Source organism: Pseudomonas sp. JQ170C (genome assembly GCF_035581345.1).
Classification (GTDB): Bacteria; Pseudomonadota; Gammaproteobacteria; order Pseudomonadales; family Pseudomonadaceae; genus Aquipseudomonas.
In genome coordinates, this window is sequence record NZ_CP141608.1 from 1696216 (window position 1) to 1719385 (window position 23170).

Here is a 23170-nt window from a genome sequence, read left to right on the forward strand (position 1 = left end):
TAGTAAAGGCAGATTCTCAGCTTAGCCTGTTTTATCCGCTGGAATCGCCCCCGGCGCACTGGTCATAATTTACCCATCGTCTAGGAGGTGGGTGATGGACAGTTCAATACGCCGTGGGTCGTTCGAGATGGTCGCCGCGATGCTGATTTCGGGGACCATCGGCTGGTTTGTGCTGGTGTCCGGGCAGCCGGTGCTGGATGTGGTGTTCTGGCGTTGCGTGTTCGGTGCCGGCACCTTGCTGTTGATCTGCCTGGCCATGGGCTTTCTGCGGCCGGGCATCCTCACCCGCGTCACGTTCGCCCTGGCGGTGTTCAGCGGGGTGGCGATCGTGGGTAACTGGGTGTTGTTGTTCGCCTCCTATTCGCGCGCCTCGATTGCCATCGGCACGGCGGTGTACAACGTCCAGCCGTTCATGCTGGTGGGGCTGGCGGCGGTGTTTCTTGGCGAGAAGATTACCGTGCAGAAGCTGTTCTGGCTGGCGCTGTCGTTTCTCGGGATGCTGGCAATCGTCAGTGCCCATGGCAGCCAGGGCGGCAGTGGCAGCGACTACCTGGTGGGCATTGGCCTGGCCCTTGGCGCAGCGTTTCTCTATGCCGTGGCGGCGTTGATCATCAAGCGCTTGAGCGGTACACCGCCACACCTGATCGCGTTGATCCAGGTGTGCACCGGCATCCTGCTGCTGGCGCCCTGGGCCAATACCTCGGGCCTGCCCAGCGAGGCCGGTGCGCTCGGCTCATTGATCACGCTGGGGATTGTCCACACCGGGGTGATGTATGTGCTGCTTTATGGGGCGATCCAGAAGCTGCCGACCGCCTTGACCGGGGCCTTGTCGTTCATCTACCCGATCGCGGCGATCTTCGTCGACTGGTTCGCCTTTGGTCATCGCCTGGAGCCGCTGCAGTGGCTGGGCGTGGCGGCGATCCTGCTGGCGGCGGCCGGCATGCAGCAGGGCTGGTGGTTCAAGCCGGCGGCCAAGGCGGTTGCTGTCAAGCCAGACTGAGGGCTGCGCGGTCGATCAGGGCCGCCACTTCGGCGGCCCTGGAGGCCAGCGAGGCATGGCTGGCGTCGAGGTTGAGTGTTTCTTTGGGCTTCATGCGCTCGGCCATGAATGCCTGGTTGTCCGGGTGGATCATCCGGTCGTGCGTCGAGCGCTGGTACCAGCAAGGTTTGTGCTTCCACGCCGGGTTACTGATGGTGTCGCCAAAGGTGCTGGCCAGCGGTGCCTTCTGGGTCACGCTCATGACCAGCCCTTCATCCTTGCTCAGGTCCTGGCAGAAACTTTCGTGGAGTTTGTCGGGTTTGATCCATAGGTAGCCATCAGTGTCCGGTTGCAGGTTGGCCGCCGCTTCAGGTGGATTCTTGCCGGTGATGCTGCCCGGGCTTTCGCCGTCATCGGGGGCGAAAGCGGCGATGTACACCAGGCCTGCGACGTTGGGCTGATTGCCCATCTGGGTAATGACCGCGCCGCCATAGGAGTGACCGACCAGCAACACCTTGCCGGGAATCGAGGCGACCATCTTGCGCGTACGCTCGGCATCATCGGCCAGCGAGGTGAGGGGCATCTCCACGGCGTGCAGGTCGCGGTGACCCAGGCGTGACAATTCTAGGATGACCTTGCTCCAGTGGGCGGCGCCGCCCCAGAAGCCGTGAACCAGAACAATGGTGGGTTTCTCGCTCATGATCGTTGCCCGGAAAAAGTGGTGGGAGTGGAAGTTTAGGTGCATTTTCCAGACACCGACGGCTGGCGATCGGCAGGCTGATCAGGGTTCTGCCGACACTGGGCGGGCAGGGTAGAATAGGCCGCTTTACGCCATCGAAATTGCCCATGACTTCTGTGATCGACACCCTCCAGCACCACCTGCTCGCGGCCCTTGACCCGGCGCCGGCAGAAACCCGCCGGCTGTTCCATGGCCGTGGCCGCTGCTGGCCGGGGCTTGAGCAGATCACCGTGGACTGGTTGCAGGGCGTGTTGCTGGTGTCGCTGTTTCGCGAGCCGCCCGAGGGCCAGTTGCCGGCGCTGGAGCAGATGTTGCTGGCGCTGGCCGAGGCGCCTTGCTGGATGGGGCAGGCGATCCTGATCCAGCACCGCTACCTGCCTGACAGCCCCGGCAACTGGCTTGTGGGTACCCCCAGCGAGCACTGGCTGATCGACGAGGATGGCCTTCGCTATCAGCTGGACCTGGGCGTGAAGCAGAACACCGGCCTGTTCCTCGACATGCGCTATGGCCGCCGCTGGGTACGTGAGCAGGCGGCGGGCAAGCGGGTACTGAACCTGTTCGCCTACACCTGCGGGTTTTCCGTGGCGGCGGTTGCGGGCGGTGCCGAGCACGTGGTCAACCTGGACATGGCGCGCTCGGCCCTGAGCCGGGGGCGTGACAACCATCGGCACAATGGCCATGACCTGTCGCGGGTCAGCTTTCTGGGGCATGAACTGTTCAAGTCCTGGGGCAAGGTGCGCAAGTCCGGGCCTTATGACCTGATCATCATCGACCCGCCGACCTTCCAGAAAGGCAGCTTCGTGCTGACCCAGGATTACCGCAAGATCCTGCGCCGCTTGCCTGAATTGTTGCGTGAAGGGGGGACGGTGTTGGCGTGCGTGAACGACCCGGGGATCGGGCTTGAGTTCTTGCTTGAGGGCATGGCCGAAGAAGCCCCAGCCCTGACGTTCGTGGAGCGCCTGGCCAACCCCCCGGAGTTCGCGGACATCGACCCGGCCGGCGGCCTCAAAGCGATGGTGTTCGTGTAGGAGCGGGCTTGCCCCGCGATGCGATGTAACTGCCCGATCGCTATCGCGGGGCAAGCCCGCTCCTACCTGGTCAGTGCTGACTCAGTGGCGAAGCCGTCGCCAGCCCAGCACGATACCGCTGACGCTGATCACCAGCCCACCAATGCTGAGCACCACCATCCACACGTCCCACAACGGCCGCCGTTCCAGCAACGGCAGCCAGTCCCAGCTATGCAGCAAGGCAAACAGCCAACGCGACGCACGCCGGGGCTGGTCCATCACCCCCAGCAGTTCGCCGGTGTACAGGTCCAGGTGCAGCCAGCTCTGCTGCGGGTCATCGAACCGTACTCGCAGCACCGGCAAGCGTTTGTCCAGATGCCCGAGCATGCTCTGTTCGGCCCGTGCGTAGTAGTAGAAGTCGTAGGCGTCGAGCTGTTCGCTGTGCATCTTGACCGTCGGCAGAATCGCCTGGGCAGCACCTTCCACTACCTCCTTCGGCAAGCGCCCAAGCACCTGCCCGTCGGCCAGCAGCCGGGTGCGGCCGCCACCGTCATGACCTACCAGGTACCCCGTACCGCCAATCAACCGCCACTCCAGCTCCCGCACCACAAAGCCCTCATCGGCAAAGCGTGCGATTGCCTGCTGGGCGGACACCGGGAAGGCCTCGGCCTGCAGTACCCCACCCTGATAGGCCGCGGTATTGAGCGGCGCATCGCTGCTGAACAGCCGCCACGGATTCATCGACATCAAGCCGCTGAAAATCCAGGTGATCGCCAGCACCCCGAACACCAAGCCACCGATATGGTGCCAGCGGGCAAAGCCCCGGTAGGGCGAGCGCGAGCCGCTGCGGTAGGGCTTGCGCAGGCGCCAGCGCAACACGCCGATCACCGCCCCCAGCAACGCCATCAGCGTGGCGCCCAGCGACAGGTAAATCACCAGGTTGCTCCACAGCCCGTCCAGGCCGATGCCGCGCAGGGGGTACAGCCAGTGCAGCCAGGCGCCGACCAGGTTCCAGCCACGCTCCACGGCGCTGGCATCGCGCACCACTTCGCCGGTCTGGCCGGAGACGTAGAGCAAGGTGCCTTGGGCATCGTTGAGCTGCACACGCTGCAACGGACGGTCGGCATCCAGGGCCCGCGAGTGCGTCCACAGGTCTTCCTGCACCTCCCCTTGATAGCGCGCGGTTGCCAGCGGGTCGTACTGGTAGGCGCTGGTCAAGGCCTGGTCGCGATCGGTGGCGCCAAGGCGTTGCCCGCTGCGGGCATCCACGGCCACGTTGGCGCCACCGCTGTAGCCGAGCAGGTAGCGCGGTGTACCCGCCACGGTGCTCAAACAGATGCTCGACGGTGCCCGCTCGGGGTCGGCGGCAGCCAGGGCGCTGCGCAGGTCGACACAGCAGCCCTGCAGATTCAGCACCGGCAGGTGCGCCAGGTGCTCCCGGGGTGTCAGCTTGGGGTAGCCGACATACAGCATGACCACGCCCGAGAAGAACCACAGGGCCATGAACAGGCACAGGCCGATGCCGAGCCAGCGGTGCCACAGGTACAGGTAGCGTTTCATCGCGGGCGTCCTAGAAGCGCGTCTGCACGGCCAGCTCCAGGGTGCGCGGGGCACCCAGGTAGAGCATGCTGGCGCTGGTCCAGCGGGCATAGACTTCATCGGTCAGGTTGCGTACCCGGGCGGTGATGCGGGTGTCGGCATCGACCTTGTAGCCGACAAAGGCACCGAACACCGTGTACGACGGCGCATGCCGGGTGTTGGCCGCATCGGCGTACACCGACGACACATAGCGACTGTCGCCGCCCACCTGCCAGCTGGGGTCGATGTCGTAGGTCAGCCACAGATTGGCCACCCGCTCGGGGATGTTGGTCGGGGTGTTGCCCTTGCGCGACACGCTGGTGCCACCGACGTTCTCGTTGAACTCGTCGTACTGGGCATCGACGTAGGCGAGGTTGCCCTTGGCCAACAGCTGCGGGGTCACGCGCAACGAGCCCGCCAGCTCGACGCCGTGCGACGACTGCTTGCCCACCGGCTGGGTGAAGCCGGGGTTGGCCGGGTCTGTGGTGGCCAGGTTCTTGCGCTCGATGTGGTAGGCGGCAAGGGTGGCGGCGCCACGGCCGTCGAGAAAGTCGAACTTGCTGCCCACCTCGATCTGCTTGCCGGTGCTCAGGTCAAAGTCGCGCACCTGGGCAAAGGTCGCGGTGGTGAGGATACCGGCGGGCGGGTCGGCGGCGGTGCTGTACTGCACGTAGACGTTGGCGGCCGGTGTCAGTTGGTAGACCAGGCCGATGCGCCCGGTGGTGGGTTCGTAGGTTTGCTTGAAGTCCAGGGGGTTGTTGGCATCGACGGTGCGGTAGTTGTGGACCTCAAGGTCGATATGGTCGTAGCGCAGGCCGGTGAGCAGCGACAGGCGCTCGGTCAGTTGCAGGCGGTTTTCCAGGAACGCCGCCCAGGTGTCCACGGTGTTCTGGCGGTTTTTCTGATAGCCCGGGAGCATGCCCTTGAGGTCGTAGAAGTGACCGGGATCGAAGTGCGCAGGGTCGACACTGTCGAACACCCCGGTGACTGAGCGCGGGTAGTTCATCTGCACGTTATGGCTGTAATCCATCCCGGCCGACCACTGGCTGTTCATGCCCAGCAACTGGCCCTGGTGCAGCAGCTCGAAGCGGTTGCCGTTGAGCTCCTGGTCGTGACGCTGCAGCAAGGCGTTGGAGCGGTTCACGTGGCTGTTGTCGGCGGTGTAGGCGTAGGTTTCAAGGTTTCGGAAGTTACGCTCGGTGTTGTAGTGGTAGAGGGTGTTGCGCACCGAGGTGTCGTCGTTGAAACGGTACTCGGTGATCGAGCGCAGCCAGCGCACCCGCTGCTCGTAACGACCGTCCTCGACGTTGTAGTTCTCGAAGCGCCGGCTTTCATCGACCTTCATTTCGCCACCCAGGGGGTTGAGCACCGGGCTGCCCCAGTAGGGGCTGTCGACGGTCTCGTTCTGGTATTCCAGGGCCAGGGTGTGGGAGAGCTGGTCGTTGATGTCGGTGAGCAGCGAGAAGGCCACGCTCCAGGCATCGCGCTCTTCGCGGTCGACATAGCCGTTGCTGTGGGTGTGGCTGAAGTCCAGGCGCGCGTAGTTGCGGATGCCGTCGCCCTCGTTCAGCGCATGGTTGAAGCCAAACGAGGTTTCGCTGCTGTCGTAGGAACCGTACTTGATGCGACCCTCGTTGAAGTTCTCGTCGCGGCTGGCGAGCTTGGTGATGTAGTTGATCGAACCGCCCACGGCACCGGCGCCGAACAGGAAGCTCGAGGGCCCGCCGATGGCTTCGACGCGGTCGTAGATCCAGCTGTCCACCGGGCGTGCGGCAATGGAGTCGTATTGCACGCTGATGCCGTTGAACAACTGGGTGATCTGCGCACCGGAAAAGCCCCGGTAGGCCACCGAGCCTGCGGAGCCCGGTGGCGAGGCGGCGGTCATGCCGGGGACGCCGTTGAGGGCGTCCTGGGTGGTCTGGGCGCCGCGCTGTTCAAGCTGCTGGCGGTTGACGATGTTCACCGACGCGGGGGTTTCCCGTGGGGTCAGGCCCAGGCGGGAGCCGGTTTGCGAGGGTGTGTCGAGCAGGACGCCTTCTTCGGTATCAGCGCGGCCTTCGATGCGCAGGTCGGGGAGCGTCAGCTGGGCCTCGGCCGAGGCATTGAAAGACAGCGCGCAGAGCAGCGCCGCGCAACCGGATAGGCGATTGGAGTAGGGCATGGGTCGAACTCTGGAAATTGAGCCAGCGGCCAGCGGTACCGGTCAGTCAGGTACGGCAATAGGGCCGATTACAGGCAGCCGCACAGGCGGCCAGGTGGTTCAAGCCAGAAGGGGGGAGGCGCGGGGGTTGGCGGCAGGCCAGCAATAGCGCGGTGGCGCCTTGCTGCGCAGTTCACGGTGGTAACGGCGGGTACGGGCGGCGGCCAGTAGCCAGCCGATGGCCAGCACCAGGCCCAGGCAGACCACGGCTGCGGCACACACCGGGCAGGTTTGCAGGCTGTCCCAGCCGGCGACCGACTGATCGCCGAAGTCACTCTTGAGGGTAGGGCCGGCGCTGCCCATGGCCGAGCAGAAGGCGCCGCCGATGCCGTTGAGCTTGAGGCCCATCATCTGCCCATGACCGATTCCGCAGGCGAACAGATTGAACAGGACACAGAAATACAAGGTCCAGGCAATCAGCGGGCGGTGGGCGCGGGTGGGATTCATGGGCGCGACTTTATCACCGATGTCAGGGGCTAGAAAGTTCAATCAGGCCTGCCCTTCACCACGGCCGGGCGGGGCTGGATAGTACTGAGCAAAGCTCACGTCATCGGTTTCGTCCACGCGCTTTTTCAGGCGTTCGTTGAAGGCCCGGTTCACCGCGTACTGGCCGCCAGAGCTGGTGCGAAACTGTGCGGTAAGCGTGATGCCGTTGAGGTTCATGCTGTCGACCCCGAACACTTGCAGCGGCCCTTGCAGGCTGTGGCGCAGCATCGGGTCTTCACTGATCGAGTGGCCCACTTCGCGGATCAGTTTCAAGGCGCTGTCGACGTTAGTGGCGTAGCTGAACTGCACCGAGAAAAACGCATAGGCGAATTGCCGTGACTGGTTGGTGACCGCCTTGATCTGGCCGAACGGAACCGAGTGCACGAAGCCCTTGGCGTCGCGCAGGCGCAGGGTGCGGATGGTCAGGCTTTCGACGGTGCCGGCGTGGCCGGAGTCGAGCACCACCCAGTCGCCGATGGCGATGGTGTCCTCGATGAGGATGAACAGCCCGGTGATCACATCCTGCACCAGTTGCTGGGAACCGAAACCGATGGCCAGGCCCACCACACCGGCACCGGCCAGCAGCGGGGCGACGTTGATGCCCAGGTTGGCCATGGTGGTGATGGTGCAGATCACCACCAGGATGATTTTGATGGCGTTGCGCAGCATTGGCAGGATGGTCCGCACCCGGGTGCTGGGCTGGCGCGAGGCACGGCGCCCGACCGTGGGTTTGAGCGCCTCCTGGATGGCAGTGTCGATCACCACCCACAGCAGCCAGGTCACCAGCAGGATCAGGCCGATGCTGCTCAACGAATCACTGATGGCGCGGCCCAGGCTGTTGCGCAGGGCGAAATCCAGTACGGAGAAGCCCCAGATGCGCCCCAGCAGCTCAATGAAGGCCACTGCCATGGCAATGCGCAGCAGGGCATGGGCCAGGTTGCGCAGCAGTTCCTTGTAGGGCCGCAGGCGCTGCCGTGCATCCTGCTCCTGATGCTTGAACATGCGTTGCAGGACGGTGCTGAGAAACACCGTGCCGATCAGCAGGATCGAGGTCAGCAGGGCCTTTTGCAACGCGCGCTGGCTTTCTTCGCCGGCGCCGATCAGGTGGATGGCCGAGACCAGGATCATCATCAGGATCGGCAGGAACCACAGCGCCGAGAAAATGCGCAGGGTTTCCTGTACCGCGCGATGCTCCAGGCGGTCGCGCAAGGCGCGGTTGCGGATCAGGTGCGCTACCGGGCGGCGCAGCTTGAGTATCAGCACCGCGAACGCCAGGGTCGCCAGCAGGCCCGTCACGGCGGCGACGCTGCTGGTGATGTTGCCGCCCAGTTGCCGGGCGATCTGCGGGCTGGTGAGCGCATCGCTCCAGGCCGCCAGAAAGCCGATCAGAAACAGCGGCCGAGGTGCCACCCGGCGAATGATGCGCACGGCAGTGCGTTTGTGCCCGGTGTCGAACAGGGTGATCAGGCAGAGGATGATCGAGGTCGAAAAGGTACCGCTGCTGGTGGCGTAGGCCAGGCTCATGCCCAGGGCGCGTCCGGCCGAGATTGCCAGGTAGTGGCTGATGTACAGGGTGATGATCAGGCTGGCCAGGGCAGGGAGGGTGTAGACCAGCAGGTACTTGACCACCTGGCTTGGGCGCGGTCGCTCGCGCAGCAGGCGCGAGCGGCTGCTGCTGCGTGCCAGAAAGCGCCCGAACTGGGTGAGCACGACAAAGGCGATCAGCCAGGTGATGGTGAGAATGGCGAAATCGCGCCACAGCTCCAGGGAGCTCAACCCCTCCGGCTTGGTTACCAACTCATCGACTTCATCGGCAGCGCGGTCGGCACGCAGGCGCCAGTTGTCGATCACGTGGTTGTCTACATCCAGCTCCTGGCTGACATCGTCCAGGCCGTCGGCAATCGCGCCCAGCAGGCCACCCTGGACCACCGGCTCGGCGGGTTCAGTGGATTTGTCGGCCTTGGGCAGCAGGGGGACGGCGAACGCCAACTGGATGCTCAGCAGGGCGCCGAGCAGCAGGGCGAAGAAGGATCGGGTCACTGGGTACTCCTTGAACCGTGGATGACGGAAAGGGTAGTCAATGAACGGATCGTTGTAGGAGCAATCGCGGGGCAAGCCCGCTCCGGCAGGAGCGGCCTTGCCCCGCGAAAAGGGCCTGATTACTGGCCGGTGTAGATCTGGTCGAACACACCACCATCATTGAAGTGGGTCTTCTGCACCGTGCGCCAGTCACCGAAGGTCTTCTCTACCGACAGGAAGTCGACTTTCGGGAAGCGGTCGGTGTACTTGGCCAGTACCGCGGTATCGCGCGGGCGCAGGTAGTTGTTGGCGGCGATTTCCTGGGCCTCTGGCGACCACAGGTACTTGAGGTACGCCTCGGCGGTGGCGCGGGTGCCTTTCTTGTCGACCACTTTGTCGACCACGGTCACCGGTGGTTCGGCTTCGGCGGAGACGCTTGGGTAGATCACCTCGAACTGATCGCGGCCGAACTCCCGGGCGATCATTTCGGCTTCGTTCTCGAAGGTCACCAGCACGTCGCCGATCTGGTTGGTCATGAAGGTGGTGGTGGCGGCACGGCCACCGGTGTCGAGCACAGGCGCCTGCTTGAACAGCTTGCCGACAAAGTCCTTGGCCTTGTTCTCGTCGCCGCCGTTCTTCAGTACATAGCCCCAGGCCGAGAGGTAGGTGTAGCGGCCATTACCCGAGGTCTTGGGGTTGGGCACGATGACCTGGACGCCATCCTTGAGCAGGTCGGGCCAGTCTTTGAGGGCCTTGGGGTTGCCCTTGCGCACGATGAACACCGTGGCCGAGGTGAATGGCGCGCTGTTGTTGGGCAGGCGCGTCACCCAGTTCTCGGGGACCAGTTTGCCGTTGTCGGCCAGGGCATTGATGTCGGTGGCCATGTTCATGGTGATGACGTCGGCCGGCAGGCCGTCGATGACCGAACGCGCCTGCTTGCTCGAACCACCGAACGACATCTGCACAGTGAGTTTCTCTTTGTGCTCGGCTTCCCAGTGCTTCTGGAAGGCAGCGTTGTAGTCCTTGTAGAAGTCGCGCATCACGTCATAGGAGACGTTCAGCAGCGGCGGCGCTGCATGGGCCAGGTTGCTCAGGGCGAGGCCTGCGGCCAGAAGCGAGGCACTGAAGAGTTTTTTCACTGCGCATTCCTTGTTCGATTAGGCGTTAAAGGCATATTGCCAGCGACTATAGCGGTTCGGCTTTAGGCGCTAAAAGATTAAAAAGTGCTGTGCTTATTCCATTTTCTTAAACAACGCATTGCCGCAACGGGAGCAGAACGCCGCCCCATGTTCGTGGTTGTTCTTGCGGCACACCGGGCAGTCGTGTTGCAGCTGCTCACCGCGCATGGCATTGGCCAGCTCCGCGGTGAAGATACCCGTAGGCACGGCAATGATCGAGTAACCGGTGATCATCACCAGTGACGAAATCACCTGGCCCAGGGGCGTCTTGGGCACGATATCGCCAAAGCCCACGGTGGTCAGGGTGACGATGGCCCAGTAGATCCCCTTGGGGATGCTGGTAAAGCCATGCTCGGGGCCTTCGACCACATACATCAAGGTGCCGAACACTGTCACCAGGGTCGAGACGCTGACCAGAAAGACGATGATCTTCTGCTTGCTGCCGCGCAAAGCCGCGAGCAGGTAATGCGCCTGCTTGAGGTAGGGGCTGAGCTTGAGCACGCGAAAGATGCGCAGCATCCGGATCACCCGGATGATCAGCAGGTACTGGGCGTCGCTGTAGTACAGGGCGATGATCCCCGGCACGATCGCCAGCAAGTCGACCAGGCCATAAAAACTGAAGGCATAGCGCAGGGGTTTGGGCGAGCAGTACAGGCGCACCGCGTATTCGATCAGGAAGATGGCGGTGAAGCCCCACTCGATCCCGGCCAGCACGCCGGCGTAGTTCTGGTGGACTTCATCAATGCTGTCGAGCACCACGGTGATCAGGCTGGCGAGGATGATCAGCAGCAGGATGCTGTCGAAGCGTCTGCCTGCGACGGTGTCGGTTTGAAAAACGATGATGTAGAGCCGCTCACGCCAGCTCAAAGGGGTATCCATGCTCAGCTCCACTACACGATGGAGCTGAGCCTAGGGGCAGCCCTTCAGCTATGCAAGCGACCGGCACGGCGCGCCAGCGGCTGGCGCGTGAGGCGCTGGCCGATCAGTACCAGCCAGCAGGCCAGGATGAACGGTGCGGTAAGGCCTGGGACCGGCAACTGCGCGACCGCAGGTTGCAGCACGATTGCCAGGATCATGGCCAGCAGCGGCAACCAGGGTTGCTTGCGGGTCTGGCTGAAGGCCAGGGCAGCGAGTGCGGCGTTGAAGCCGTAGAGGCCGGCATAGGCGGCACTGGCTTCGCCACCGAGCAGGGCGACGCTGCCGCCCAGCGCCGCGCCGAGCAGTGCCCAGGCAGCGGCATAGCGGTTGGCGATCAGCAGGCCGATGGCAATCAGCAGGCCGGCCAGCGGGTTGTCCAGCAGGAAGATCTGACCAAGGCCGCGGGCCAGCGCATAGAGCGCATTGTGCTCGATGGGGCTGGCAGTGCCGGCGGCCGGTTCGCTGACCACCAGCACCGCCCAGCCGATCAGCACGAAGGGCGCGGTGTAGGCCGGCAGCAACAGATTGGAGCTGGCGCGCTTGAGCCACTGGTGCACGAGCATGCTGCTCAGGCCGCCGGCGGCGATGATCAGCGGCGGCAGGATGGCCGACCAGGGCAGGGCGTAGCTCAGCAGCAGGCCGATCAGTACGCCGTTGTAGCTGTACAGGCCGGCCTGGCGATCCGTGCGGTTGTAGCCGCGGCGCTGGGCCGTCAGCAGCCCGGCGAGGGCGCCCAGCAAGGCGCCGCCGACCAGGTCGGGGGCGGTCAGGGTGATGGCCAGCAGGCAGAACAGGCCGCACAGCGGGCTGCGCTGCAGCAGGACCTGGCTGAAGCCATTGAGCAAGGCCGTGGCCCAGTCGGGGCACGGGTTGACGAAATTCTTGGTGTACATGGGGGCAGTCTGGGTTGATGTGGAGTGGGGAGGCCTCTGTCGGGCCGGGTTTTCCCACGTGGATTGTTTTGCAAGCCATCGCGGGGCAAGCCCGCTCCTACGGTAGGAGCGGGCTTGCCCCGCGATGAGGCTTCACCTTCAGATCAGTGTTTCGATCCGCAGCGTGTTAGTCGATCCCGGCTTGCCAAAAGGCACACCGGCAGTGATCAACAGGGTGTCACCACGGCTGGCCATGCCCTGGGCCTGGGCGATTTCCAGTGCGGTGGAGCAGATTTCATCGACCTGGCGCAGGCGATCGTTGACCACCGAGTGCACGCCCCAGGCCACGCTCAGGCGACGAGCGGTGGACAGGTTGGGGGTCAGGTTGAGGATCGGCGCCCGTGGCCGCTCGCGGGCGGCGCGCAGGGTCGAGGCACCCGACTCGCTGTAGTTGACCAGCACGGCCACCGGCAGGATGCCGCTGATCCGACGGATCGCGCAGCTGATGGCGTCCGACACGGTCGCTTCGGCCTTGGGACGACCGACGTCCAGCTGCGCCTGGTAGTCCGGACCGTTCTCGACCTGGCGAATGATCTTGCTCATCATCTGCACGGCTTCGAGCGGGTAGTCGCCCGAGGCAGTCTCGGCCGACAGCATTACCGCGTCGGCACCTTCCGCCACGGCGTTGGCCACGTCGGTGACTTCGGCGCGGGTCGGGGCCGGGGAGAAGCGCATCGACTCGAGCATCTGGGTGGCGACGACCACCGGTTTGCCCAGTTCACGGCAGGTGTTGATGATGCTCTTCTGGATCTGCGGCACGCTTTCGGCCGGCACTTCCACGCCCAGGTCGCCACGGGCCACCATGATCGCGTCGCTGAGCTCGGCGATGGCGCGCAATTGGGTCACGGCCGAAGGCTTCTCGATCTTGGCCATCAGGTAGGCACGGTCGCCGATCAGCTGGCGCGCTTCAACGATGTCTTCCGGGCGCTGCACGAACGACAGCGCCACCCAGTCCACACCCAGCTCCAGGCCGAAGGTCAGGTCGCGGCGGTCCTTGGCGGTCAGCGGGCTCAGGTCCAGCACCGCCTGTGGCACGTTGACGCCTTTGCGGTCCGACAGCTCGCCGCCGTTGAGCACTTCAGTCTCGATGGCATCGGCGTGCTTGGCGGTCACCCGCAGGCGCAGCTTGCCGTCATCGAGCAGCAGGTCCATGCCTGGCTCCAGCGCGGCGATGATTTCCGGGTGCGGCAGGTTGACCCGTGAGGTGGTGCCGGGGGTGGTGTCCAGGTCCAGGCGCAGGGCCTGGCCGCGCTGCAGTTGCACCTTGCCGTCGGCAAAGCGGCCGACGCGCAGTTTAGGGCCTTGCAGGTCCATGAGGATGCCCAGCGGGTAGTTGAGCTGGCTCTCTACCTCGCGGATCCACTGGTAACGCAGGGCGTGGTCTTCGTGTTCACCGTGGCTGAAGTTGAGGCGAAAGATGTTCACCCCGGCTTCGACCAACTGGCGGATGTCGTCGATACCGTTGATGGCTGGGCCGAGGGTAGCGAGGATTTTGACTTTTTTGTCAGGCGTCATGGTTGGCACTCTCAAGGATCAGAATGGCGCGAAAATCGTTGACGTTGGTCCGCGTCGGCTCGGTGACGATCAAGGCGTCGAGAGCGGCGAAGTAGCCATAGCCGTTGTTGTTGTCCAGCTCGTCGCTGGCCGACAGGCCCAGGGCCGCGGCGCGTGCGTAGCTCTGTGGGGTCATCAGGGCGCCGGCGTTGTCTTCGGAACCGTCGATGCCATCGGTGTCACCGGCCAGGGCGTAGACGCCGGGCAAACCCTTCAGGCTTTCGGTCAGGCTCAGGAGGAACTCGGCGTTGCGGCCGCCACGGCCATTGCCGCGCACGGTCACGGTGGTTTCGCCACCGGAGAGGATCACGCAGGGCGGCGATAGCGGTTGGCCGTGCAGCACGATCTGCCGGGCGATGCCGGCATGCACCTTGGCCACTTCCCGTGATTCGCCTTCCAGGTCGCCCAGGATCAGCGGGCTGAAGCCGGCCTGGCGGGCCTTGACCGCAGCTGCTTCCAGCGACTGCTGGGGGCGGGCGATCAATTGGAAGTGGCTGCGCGCCAGTGCCGGATCATCGGCCTTGACGGTTTCGGACGCCGGGTTGTTCAGCCAGGCGGTCACGGCGGCAGGCGCTTCGATGTTGTAGCGCTTGAGGATCGCCAGGGCTTCGGCCGAGGTGCTCGGGTCGGCCACGGTCGGGCCGGAGGCGATGACGGTGGCCAGGTCGCCCGGCACGTCGGAAATCGCGTAGGTGTAAACGGTGGCTGGCCAGCAGGCCTTGGCCAGGCGGCCGCCCTTGATCGCCGAGAGGTGCTTGCGCACGCAGTTCATCTCGCCGATGGTGGCGCCGGATTTGAGCAGGGCCTTGTTGATCTGTTGCTTGTCGGCCAGGGTCAGGCCTTCGGCAGGCAGGGCCAGCAGGGCAGAGCCACCGCCGGACAGCAGGAAGATCACCCGATCGTCGGCGGTGAGATTGCTGACCATCTCCAGCACGCGCTTGGCCACGGCCAGGCCTGCGGCATCGGGTACCGGGTGGGCGGCTTCGACCACTTCGATCTTGGAGCAGCTGGCACCGTGACCGTAGCGGGTCACCACCAGGCCGGAAACCGGGCCTTTCCAGTTGCGTTCGACCACTTCGGCCATGGCGGCTGCGGCCTTGCCGGCGCCGATGACAATGACGCGACCGCTGCGGTCGCTGGGCAGGTGGGCTTCAAGGACCTGGCGAGGGTGCGCGGCATCGATGGCTGTGGCGAACAGCTCGCGCAGAAATTGTTGCGGATCGAGCGACATGGCAGGCTCCAATCTTATTGTTCTTCAGAACTGAAAACGCCCCTGGTTCTGCCTCCGTGCAGGCCGACCCAGGGGCGGGTGTTGCTCTTCGCTTGCCTTGATTCAGAAGGCAATCAACGGGGCGCCTCTACCGCGGGGCAAGCCCGCTCTTACTCTTCGCGGATCGAGAAGTTGGCCATGTGCTCAAGGCCTTTGATCAGCGCAGAGTGGTCCCAGTTGGCGCCACCGATGGCTGCGCAGGTGCTGAACACTTGCTGGGCATTGGCGGTGTTGGGCAGGTTGATGTTCAGTTCCTTGGCGCCTTGCAGGGCCAGGTTCAGGTCCTTCTGGTGCAGGCTGATACGGAAGCCTGGATCGAAGGTGCCTTTGATCATGCGCTCGCCGTGTACTTCCAGGATCTTGGAAGAAGCAAAGCCGCCCATCAGTGCTTCACGCACCTTGGCAGGATCGGCGCCGTTCTTGGCGGCGAACAGCAGGGCTTCTGCAACGGCCTGGATGTTCAGGGCCACGATGATCTGGTTGGCAACCTTGGCGGTCTGGCCGTCGCCGCTGCCGCCGACGCGGGTGATGTTCTTGCCCATGGCCTGGAACAGCGGCAGTGCGCGCTCGAAGGCATTCGGGCAGCCGCCGACCATGATGCTCAGGGTCGCGGCCTTGGCGCCGACTTCACCGCCGGATACCGGGGCGTCCAGGTAGGTGGCGCCGGTGGCCTTGATCTTCTCGGCAAAGGCTTTGGTGGCGGTAGGGGAGATCGAGCTCATGTCGATCACCACCTTGTTCGGGCCAACGCCCAGGCCTACGCCGTTCTCGCCGAACAGCACCGAGTCTACCTGCGGGGTGTCGGGGACCATGACGATGATGAATTCAGCTTCCTGGGCCACTTCTTTCGGGTTGGCCAGGGCAACGGCGCCAGCGGCGACCAGGTCGGCCGGGGCAGCATCGTGGTGGGTGGACAGGAACAGGCTGTGACCGGCTTTTTGCAGGTTCTGCGCCATTGGGTGGCCCATGATGCCGGTGCCGATAAATCCGATTTTAGCCATGAGAAAAGCCTCTTGTAATGGTTGGATGTAGGAGCGGGCTTGCCCCGCGATAGCGATGTAGCGGGATGACCGCAATCGCGGGGCGAGCCCGCTCCTACCGGGAGTTCTCAGATTGCGTTGTGCGATTTCAGCCAGCCAAGGCCCGCTTCGGTGGTGGTCAGCGGCTTGTATTCACAGCCCACCCAGCCCTGGTATCCGATGCGGTCCAGGTGTTCGAATAGGAAGCGGTAGTTGATCTCGCCAGTGCCCGGCTCGTTGCGGCCCGGGTTGTCGGCCAACTGGATGTGGTTGATCTTGGCCAGGTTGCTTTCCATGGTGCGGGCCAGGTCGCCCTCCATGATTTGCATGTGGTAGATGTCGTACTGCAGGAACAGGTTGCTGCTGCCGACTTCAGCCTGGATTTCCAGGGCCTGCTTGGTGTTGTTCAGGTAGAAGCCCGGGATGTCGCGGGTGTTGATCATTTCCATGACCAGCTTGATCCCGGCGGCTTCCAGTTTGTCGGCGGCAAATTTCAGGTTGTCGACGAAGGTCTTGCGCACGGTGGCGCAGTCCGGACCTTGTGGACGGATACCGGCCAGGCAGTTGACCTGGGTGTTGCCCAGTACCTTGGCGTAAGCGATGGCCAGGTCCACGCCTGCGCGGAACTGCTCGACGCGGGCTGGATCGCAGGCGATACCGCGATCGCCGTTGGCCCAGTCACCGGCCGGCAGGTTGAACAGCACCTGGGTCAGGCCGTGGGCATCGAGTTGCTGCTTGATTTCAGCCGAGCTGAAGTCATACGGGAACAGGTACTCGACACCGCTGAAGCCGGCATCGGCTGCAGCTTTGAAGCGGGCGAGGAAGTCCTGCTCGGTGAACAGCATGGACAGGTTGGCGGCAAAACGTGGCATGGATATCTCCTTGCAAAAGTGGGCCCAGTGCATCACGCAGCAGGGCCGCTCAAGCGATCAGTCGAGCAGGGAAATCGCGGTTGGCGCGTCGTTGCCGACCAGGGCCAGGTCTTCGAATTCGTTGACCGCGTTGATTTCGGTGCCCATGGAAATGTTGGTCACGCGCTCGAGGATAACCTCGACCACTACCGGTACCTTGAACTCTTCAGCCAGCTTCTGCGCCTTGAGCAGGGCCGGGGCGATTTCGCCTGGCTCGGTCACGCGCAGGGCCTTGCAGCCCAGGCCTTCGACCACGGCGACGTGATCGACGCCATAACCGTTGAGTTCCGGTGCGTTGACGTTCTCGAACGCCAGCTGCACACAGTAGTCCATCTCGAAGCCGCGCTGTGCCTGACGGATCAGACCCAGGTAGGAGTTGTTCACCAGTACGTGAACGTACGGCAGGTTGAACTGCGCACCTACCGCCAGCTCTTCGATCATGAACTGGAAGTCGTAGTCGCCCGACAGTGCAACGACCTTGCGGGTCGGGTCGGCCTTGACCACACCCAGGGCTGCAGGGATGGTCCAGCCCAGTGGGCCGGCCTGGCCGCAGTTGATCCAGTGGCGAGGCTTGTACACGTGCAGGAATTGGGCGCCGGCGATCTGCGACAGACCGATGGTGCTGACGTAGCAGGTGTCTTTGCCGAACACCTGGTTCATTTCCTGGTAAACGCGCTGTGGCTTGACCGGCACGTTGTCGAAGTGGGTCTTGCGCTGCAGGCTCGATTTGCGCTGCTGGCAGTCTTCCAGCCAGGCGCTGCGGTCCTTGAGCTTGCCGGCGGCTTTCCACTCGCGGGCCACTTCCAGGAACACGTCCAGGGCGGCGCCGGCGTCGGAGACGATACCCAGGTCCGGGGTGAACACGCGGCCGATCTGGGTCGGTTCGATGTCGACGTGGATGAAGCGACGGCCTTCGGTGTAGACGTCAACGGAACCGGTGTGGCGGTTGGCCCAACGGTTACCGATACCCAGCACCACGTCGGACTTGAGCATGGTGGCGTTGCCGTAGCGGTGCGAGGTCTGCAGACCGACCATGCCGACCATCAGCGGGTGATCGTCAGGGATGATGCCCCAGCCCATCAGGGTCGGGATGACCGGAATACCGGTCAGTTCAGCGAATTCAACCAGCTTGTCGCACGCGTCGGCGTTGATGATGCCGCCACCGGCAACCAGCAATGGACGCTCGGCGGTGTCGAGCATGGCCAGGGCTTTTTCGACCTGGACGCGGTTGGCGGCAGGCTTTTGCACAGGCAGTGGCTGGTAGGCGTCGATGTCGAATTCGATCTCGGCCATCTGCACGTCGAACGGCAGGTCGATCAGCACAGGGCCTGGACGGCCGGAGCGCATTTCATAGAAGGCTTTCTGGAAGGCGTAAGGCACTTGGCCGGGTTCCAGAACGGTGGTCGCCCACTTGGTCACCGGCTTGACGATGCTGGTGATGTCGACGGCCTGGAAATCTTCCTTGTGCATGCGAGCACGTGGCGCTTGGCCAGTGATGCACAGGATCGGGATGGAGTCGGCGGAGGCGCTGTACAGGCCGGTGACCATGTCAGTGCCGGCAGGGCCGGAGGTGCCGATGCACACGCCGATGTTGCCGGCCTTGGTGCGGGTGTAGCCCTCGGCCATGTGCGAGGCGCCTTCAACGTGACGAGCGAGGACGTGATCGATACCGCCGACTTTCTTCAGGGCCGAGTACAGCGGGTTGATTGCAGCACCCGGAATACCAAACGCGGTTTCAACACCTTCGCGGCGCATCACCAGAACGGCTGCATCAATTGCTCTCATTTTGCTCATGGTTTTGTGCCTCTTTGATTTTGTAATTGTATACAAATGGCTTTTCGTCAGAGTGTATTCACGCCAGGCGACTCTGGTCAATCCATTTTCATCAGCGATGGGTGCTTTCGTCGGGAAGCCCGCAAAAAAGGCTTTTCGTCAGAATTGGGTTATCGCGTTGAAAATATTGTATACAAAAAAATTCGCCATTGTGTTCTATTTGTTCTATTGATTTTTACACCTGCCCTCGGGCTCCTAACAACAAGAGGACCTTTCCATGAACGCATTGACCTTGAAAGTCGCCGTCAGCCTGGTAAACGCCGCGCTGGTAGCGGGCCGCAAGATCAACTCTGCTCCCCTGACCGTGGCTGTACTCGATAGCGGCGGCCACCTGCTGGCGCTGCAACGCGAAGACGGCGCCAGCCTGCTGCGCCCGCAAGTGGCGATGGGCAAGGCCTGGGGGGCGATCGCCCTGGGCAAGGGCTCGCGCCTGCTGGCGCTGGACGCGCAGCAGCGCCCGGCGTTCTTCGCCGCGCTCAATGGTCTGGGGCAGAGCCCGCTGGTGCCGGCGCCGGGTGGCGTGCTGATCCGTAATCAGCAGGGCGTGGTGGTGGGGGCGATCGGTATCAGTGGCGATACCTCGGACATCGACGAGCAGTGCGCGATCAGTGCGATCGAAGAGGCGGGGTTGACGGCGGATGCCGGTGTAGCGGCTTAACCCTGTAGGAGCGGGCTTGCCCCGCGATGCGATGTGACTGTGGGATCGCTATCGCGGGGCAAGCCCGCTCCCACAACAAGCCCGCTCCCACTCCAAGCCCCGCTCCCACTGCAAGCCTGTCCTACCGTTTCAGGCGTCGGGCTCGCAGCCCTTGAGCACCAGGCGGATGATGGTCTGCGCGGCGGCTTCGTAATCGCTGTCATCGAGCTTGGCCTTGCCGGTGACCACCGAGATCTGCCAATCGAAATCAGCGTAGGTCTGGGTCGCTGCCCAGATGCTGAACATCAGGTGGTGCGGGTCGATCGGGGCGATCTGGCCGCGGTCGATCCAGCCCTGGATGCACTCGATGTTGTGCCGGGCCTGTTCGTTGAGCTGCTCGACCTGGCTCGGGCTCAGGTGCGGGGCACCGTGCATGATCTCGCTGGCAAATACCTTGGACGCAAAGGGCAAGTCGCGGGAGATGCGCACCTTGGAGCGTATGTACGCGCTCAATACCTCTTTGGCATCACCGTCGGCATTGAACGGGGTGGATGCCTGCATGATCGGTTCGATGATGCTTTCCAGGACCTCGCGGTAGAGGTTTTCCTTGGATTTGAAGTAGTAGTAGACGTTGGGCTTGGGCAACCCGGCCTTGGCGGCGATGTCGCTGGTCTTGGTGGCGGCAAAGCCCTTGTCGGCAAATTCCTCGCTGGCCGCGCGCAGGATCAGTTCTTTGTTGCGCTCGCGAATGCTGCTCATGGTTGACGCTGTTCCTCGTGTCGGGCCGCAAGCGGCACCGGGCCTGAAAGGGCGGTCGCGCATGGTAGCACCGCGTTCGCAAAGGGCTCAAGGTGGCGACTTTGGGCTATGCTGAGCACCTCTTAACCCGCTGGAATCAGGCAAACATGGCAGGAAGCAGTCTTCTGGTGTTGATCGACGATATCGCCACGGTATTGGACGATGTCTCGGTGATGACCAAGGTCGCGGCGAAAAAGACCGCAGGGGTGCTGGGCGATGACCTGGCGCTCAATGCCCAGCAGGTCACGGGGGTTCGCGCCGAGCGGGAAATCCCGGTGGTCTGGGCGGTGGCCAAGGGCTCGTTCCTCAACAAACTGATCCTGGTGCCGGCGGCGCTGTTGATCAGTGCGTTCATCCCCTGGGCGGTGACCCCGCTGCTGATGATCGGCGGCGCCTTCCTGTGTTTCGAGGGCTTTGAAAAGCTCGCCCACAAGTTCTTGCACAGCAAGGCTGAAGACCAGGCCGATCAGGCGCAACGGATCGAGGCGGTGGCGGATCCTGCGGTTGATCTGGTTGTCCTGGAAAAGACCAAGATCAAAGGCGCTATCCGTACCGACTTCATTCTTTCGGCAGAGATCATCGCCATCACCCTGGGTGCGGTCGCCAATGCACCACTGCCCCAGCAGATCATCGTGCTGTCGGGCATTGCCATTGTCATGACCATCGGCGTGTATGGCCTGGTGGCGGGCATCGTCAAGCTCGATGACCTGGGCCTGTGGCTGACCCAGAAAGCGTCCCGCGCTGCCCAGGCGCTGGGCAACGGCATCCTGCGGGCGGCGCCGTACATGATGAAGAGCCTGTCTGTCATCGGTACTGCGGCGATGTTCCTGGTCGGTGGCGGGATTCTGGTACACGGCGTGGCGCCGTTGCATCACGCCATCGAAGCCTTCAGTGACGGGTGGGGCGGGGTGTGGATGGCGGCGTTGCTCAATGGCGGGGTGGGGATTGTCGCCGGGGCTGCGGTGCTGGCGGTTGTGACGATTGTCGGCAAGGTTTGGCGGGCTGTGAAGGGCTGAAATGGATCGCGGGGCAAGCCCGCTCCTACCGGTGGGTAGGAGCGGGCTTGCCCCGGCGATTTTGATCAGAAGTGAACCTTGACCAGGAAGCTGGCTGTGTTCTGGTCGGTATCGAAGGCGTCGCTGTCCTTGATGCCGTACTTGTTCTTCCAGTAGTCGTATTCAAAACCGACGTACAGCTGCTTCTCGCCCCAGTTCAACGCCTTGCCCAGGTCGTATTTGACCTGTGGGTTGAAGTGCAGGTTGGCGTGGTAGGTGCCACGGCGGCTGGTGGCATCGTTGTCGACGACCCAGTCCATGAAGCCATCGATGAGGATGTCGGACTTGCCCACCGGAATGGTGTACGACCAGACGGGGGTGATCTGCCAGACGTTGTCACCGGCACGGCTGCCCTCGGTGTTGCGCTGGTAGAAGTTCAGCTGGAAGTAATCGAAGCCCGGGATTGCCAGGTCGAAACCAGGACCGATCAGGTAGGACTCGGTGTCGCCCTCACCAAATTCGTAGGTCATGGCCAGCAGCACGTCCTTGATCGGACCGAACTCCAGCTTCTGGTCGAAAATCTTGCCAAACGACAGGCGCGGTTGAATCTCGCCGTAGTAGGTGTTCGGACCGTTGTTGAAGTCCTTGTCGCCGTTATAAAAAATCTTGTCGACGAAGATGAAGTTGTCGCCGTACTTCCAGGCATCGGCGTGCTCGAAGGTCACGGTCTGCTGGATTTCCGGGTTGACGGCAAAGTTCTTGCCCCACAGATAGGTCAGGCTGTTGTTCTGCCATTGCAGCAGATCACCGGCGGTGGCGGCGGTACTGGCCGCCAGCAGGCCGCCGGCGAGAATCAGGCTATTGGTAATGCGCATCGCTGTGTTGCTCCCTTGATTGAATCTGTTGTCGGTACTCTGAGCGGCACCGTTGGGTTCATTACTTGTCTTTCGAGTCAGTTTTTTTCGATTGGCCACAGCTAATTGGCAAGAGCTGCGCCAACTTTCCGGGTACGGCACAACAATCCTGCTCGACGTCTTTCTGAACAGCTGAAAAAGGGACATCAGGTTGGCATCACGCCTGCCAACCGCCCGAATTCATTGACTGAGCGGTCAGCAAACGCGGGCAGAATCCATCCTGCCCTATCGAGGGGGCGCGCAGATTACTGGCTTGCGCGCGGGTCCTCAAGTGCTCCGTCATGGAGCGGGTGTGGCTAAAACTGTGCGTTTGGTCAGGTTTTAGAAGTGAACCTTCACCAGGGCACTGGTCACACTCTGGTTGGTATCGAGCCGTCCACTGTTCTCGATGCCGTATTTGTCTTTCCAGTAGCTGTATTCAACACCCACGTACAACTGCTTGGCGCCCAGGTTCAGGGCCTTGCCCAGGTCGTATTTGACCTGTGGGTTGAATTGCAGGTTGGCGTGGTAGGTGCCGCGGCGGGTCTCGTCGTTGTCGACCACCCAGTCCATGTAGCCGTCGATGAGGATGTCGGATTTGCCCACCGGCACGGTGAAGGAGAAGGTCGGGGTAATCTGCCAGACACCATCACCCGGGCGGCTGCCCTCGGTGTTGCGCTGCATGATGTTGAGGGTGAAGTAGTTGAAGCCGGGAATCGCCAGGTCAAAGCCGGGGCCAATCAGGTAGGCCTCGTTGTCGCCTTCGCCAGTCTCGTAGGTCATGGCGATCAATACGTCTTTGATCGGGCCGAATTCAAATTTGCGCTCGAAGATCTTGCCGAACGACAGGCGGGGGCTGAACTCGCTGTAGTAGGTGTTGCTGCCTTTGTTCCGGTCGGTGCCGCCGTTGTAGAAGATCTTGTCGACGAAGAAGAAGGTATCGCCGTATTTCCACTTGTTGGCGTGTTCGAAGGTCACCGTCTGCTGAATTGCAGGGTTGACCTGGAAGTCCTTGCCGTAGAGATAGGTCAGGCTGTTGGTGTGCCAGAGCAGCAAGTCCCCTGCGGTGGCTGGCAAAGCGGCCAGCACACTGCTGCCCAGCAGAAGGGAAGTGGTGATGCCTTTCATGTTGTGATTCCCGGCATTGTTATTGTTGGTCTTGGGTTTTTCGGCGCGAGGCGCCCCGGCCGACCCGCTCCTACGGGTCGACGGTCCTGCGTATTG

General features: G+C 63.0%; 20 protein-coding genes. 4 read left to right on the plus strand and 16 right to left on the minus strand.

The window, feature by feature from the left end:
* Positions 1-94: 94 nt before the first annotated feature.
* On the plus strand, positions 95-1000 hold the full coding sequence (locus U9R80_RS07895; RefSeq protein ID WP_301836924.1) for a DMT family transporter: 906 nt from the start codon (positions 95-97) through the stop codon (positions 998-1000).
* Here U9R80_RS07895 and U9R80_RS07900 read toward each other — a convergent pair.
* Positions 987-1679 carry an alpha/beta hydrolase gene (locus tag U9R80_RS07900; RefSeq protein WP_301836923.1) on the minus strand — a complete coding sequence of 231 codons (693 nt, stop codon included), beginning with the start codon at positions 1677-1679 and terminating at the stop codon, positions 987-989. The genes U9R80_RS07895 and U9R80_RS07900 overlap by 14 nt on opposite strands.
* Positions 1680-1825: 146 nt before the next feature.
* Between U9R80_RS07900 and U9R80_RS07905 the strand changes: the two genes are divergently transcribed.
* A complete protein-coding gene (locus tag U9R80_RS07905) occupies positions 1826-2746 on the plus strand; it encodes a class I SAM-dependent methyltransferase (protein ID WP_301836922.1) in 921 nt (306 codons plus the stop codon).
* A gap of 81 nt (positions 2747-2827) precedes the next feature.
* Here U9R80_RS07905 and U9R80_RS07910 read toward each other — a convergent pair whose 3' ends face one another.
* The 12 genes from U9R80_RS07910 to gcl all read right to left on the minus strand — a co-directional run bounded on the left by U9R80_RS07910 (position 2828) and on the right by gcl (position 18584).
* A complete protein-coding gene (locus U9R80_RS07910; protein WP_301836921.1) occupies positions 2828-4285 on the minus strand; it encodes a PepSY domain-containing protein in 1458 nt (485 codons plus the stop codon).
* Positions 4286-4295: 10 nt separating this feature from the next.
* Entirely contained in the window at positions 4296-6464 is a 2169-nt protein-coding gene (locus U9R80_RS07915; RefSeq protein WP_301836920.1) for a TonB-dependent receptor, read from the minus strand.
* Between the two features lie 99 nt (positions 6465-6563).
* Positions 6564-6950, minus strand: coding sequence for a DUF2946 domain-containing protein (locus U9R80_RS07920; RefSeq protein WP_301836919.1), 387 nt, complete (start codon positions 6948-6950; stop codon positions 6564-6566).
* A 42-nt stretch (positions 6951-6992) separates the two neighbouring features.
* Positions 6993-9029: a mechanosensitive ion channel family protein gene (locus U9R80_RS07925; protein ID WP_301836918.1), complete on the minus strand. Its 2037-nt coding sequence runs from the start codon at positions 9027-9029 to the stop codon at positions 6993-6995.
* 119 nt (positions 9030-9148) lie between these two features.
* A complete protein-coding gene (locus tag U9R80_RS07930; RefSeq protein ID WP_301836917.1) occupies positions 9149-10147 on the minus strand; it encodes a sulfate ABC transporter substrate-binding protein in 999 nt (332 codons plus the stop codon).
* A gap of 93 nt (positions 10148-10240) precedes the next feature.
* The gene (locus tag U9R80_RS07935; RefSeq protein WP_301836916.1) at positions 10241-11065 is read right to left on the minus strand and encodes an ion transporter; all 825 of its coding nucleotides are present in this window, start codon (positions 11063-11065) and stop codon (positions 10241-10243) included.
* A gap of 44 nt (positions 11066-11109) precedes the next feature.
* Positions 11110-11997, minus strand: a complete 888-nt coding sequence (locus tag U9R80_RS07940; protein WP_301836915.1) for an urea transporter — start codon at positions 11995-11997, stop codon at positions 11110-11112.
* 138 nt (positions 11998-12135) lie between these two features.
* Positions 12136-13551, minus strand: a complete 1416-nt coding sequence (pyk, locus tag U9R80_RS07945; protein WP_301836914.1) for a pyruvate kinase — start codon at positions 13549-13551, stop codon at positions 12136-12138.
* Positions 13541-14821 (minus strand): glycerate kinase type-2 family protein, encoded by a 1281-nt coding sequence (locus U9R80_RS07950; protein WP_301836913.1) that lies wholly within the window; start codon positions 14819-14821, stop codon positions 13541-13543. Before U9R80_RS07950 ends, pyk begins: the two co-directional genes overlap by 11 nt.
* A gap of 149 nt (positions 14822-14970) precedes the next feature.
* Entirely contained in the window at positions 14971-15861 is an 891-nt protein-coding gene (locus U9R80_RS07955) for a 2-hydroxy-3-oxopropionate reductase (RefSeq protein ID WP_301836912.1), read from the minus strand.
* A 107-nt stretch (positions 15862-15968) separates the two neighbouring features.
* Positions 15969-16751 carry a hydroxypyruvate isomerase gene (hyi, locus tag U9R80_RS07960; RefSeq protein ID WP_105641569.1) on the minus strand — a complete coding sequence of 261 codons (783 nt, stop codon included), beginning with the start codon at positions 16749-16751 and terminating at the stop codon, positions 15969-15971.
* Positions 16752-16808: 57 nt separating this feature from the next.
* Positions 16809-18584, minus strand: coding sequence for a glyoxylate carboligase (gene gcl / locus U9R80_RS07965; protein ID WP_301836911.1), 1776 nt, complete (start codon positions 18582-18584; stop codon positions 16809-16811).
* A gap of 256 nt (positions 18585-18840) precedes the next feature.
* On the opposite strand from gcl, the gene U9R80_RS07970 reads away from it, so the two are divergent.
* Complete coding sequence (locus U9R80_RS07970; protein WP_301836910.1) at positions 18841-19281, plus strand: GlcG/HbpS family heme-binding protein; 441 nt, start codon at positions 18841-18843, stop codon at positions 19279-19281.
* Between the two features lie 129 nt (positions 19282-19410).
* Here U9R80_RS07970 and U9R80_RS07975 read toward each other — a convergent pair whose 3' ends face one another.
* A complete protein-coding gene (locus U9R80_RS07975; RefSeq protein ID WP_028945425.1) occupies positions 19411-20019 on the minus strand; it encodes a TetR/AcrR family transcriptional regulator in 609 nt (202 codons plus the stop codon).
* A gap of 146 nt (positions 20020-20165) precedes the next feature.
* Between U9R80_RS07975 and U9R80_RS07980 the strand changes: the two genes are divergently transcribed.
* Complete coding sequence (locus tag U9R80_RS07980) at positions 20166-21074, plus strand: DUF808 domain-containing protein (protein WP_301836909.1); 909 nt, start codon at positions 20166-20168, stop codon at positions 21072-21074.
* Positions 21075-21139: 65 nt separating this feature from the next.
* Here the strand turns inward: U9R80_RS07980 and U9R80_RS07985 are convergent, their stop codons facing one another.
* Both U9R80_RS07985 and U9R80_RS07990 read right to left on the minus strand, forming a co-directional pair.
* A complete protein-coding gene (locus tag U9R80_RS07985; protein ID WP_301836908.1) occupies positions 21140-21928 on the minus strand; it encodes an outer membrane protein OmpK in 789 nt (262 codons plus the stop codon).
* Positions 21929-22288: 360 nt separating this feature from the next.
* Positions 22289-23074 (minus strand): outer membrane protein OmpK, encoded by a 786-nt coding sequence (locus U9R80_RS07990; protein WP_301836907.1) that lies wholly within the window; start codon positions 23072-23074, stop codon positions 22289-22291.
* Positions 23075-23170: the final 96 nt, after the last annotated feature.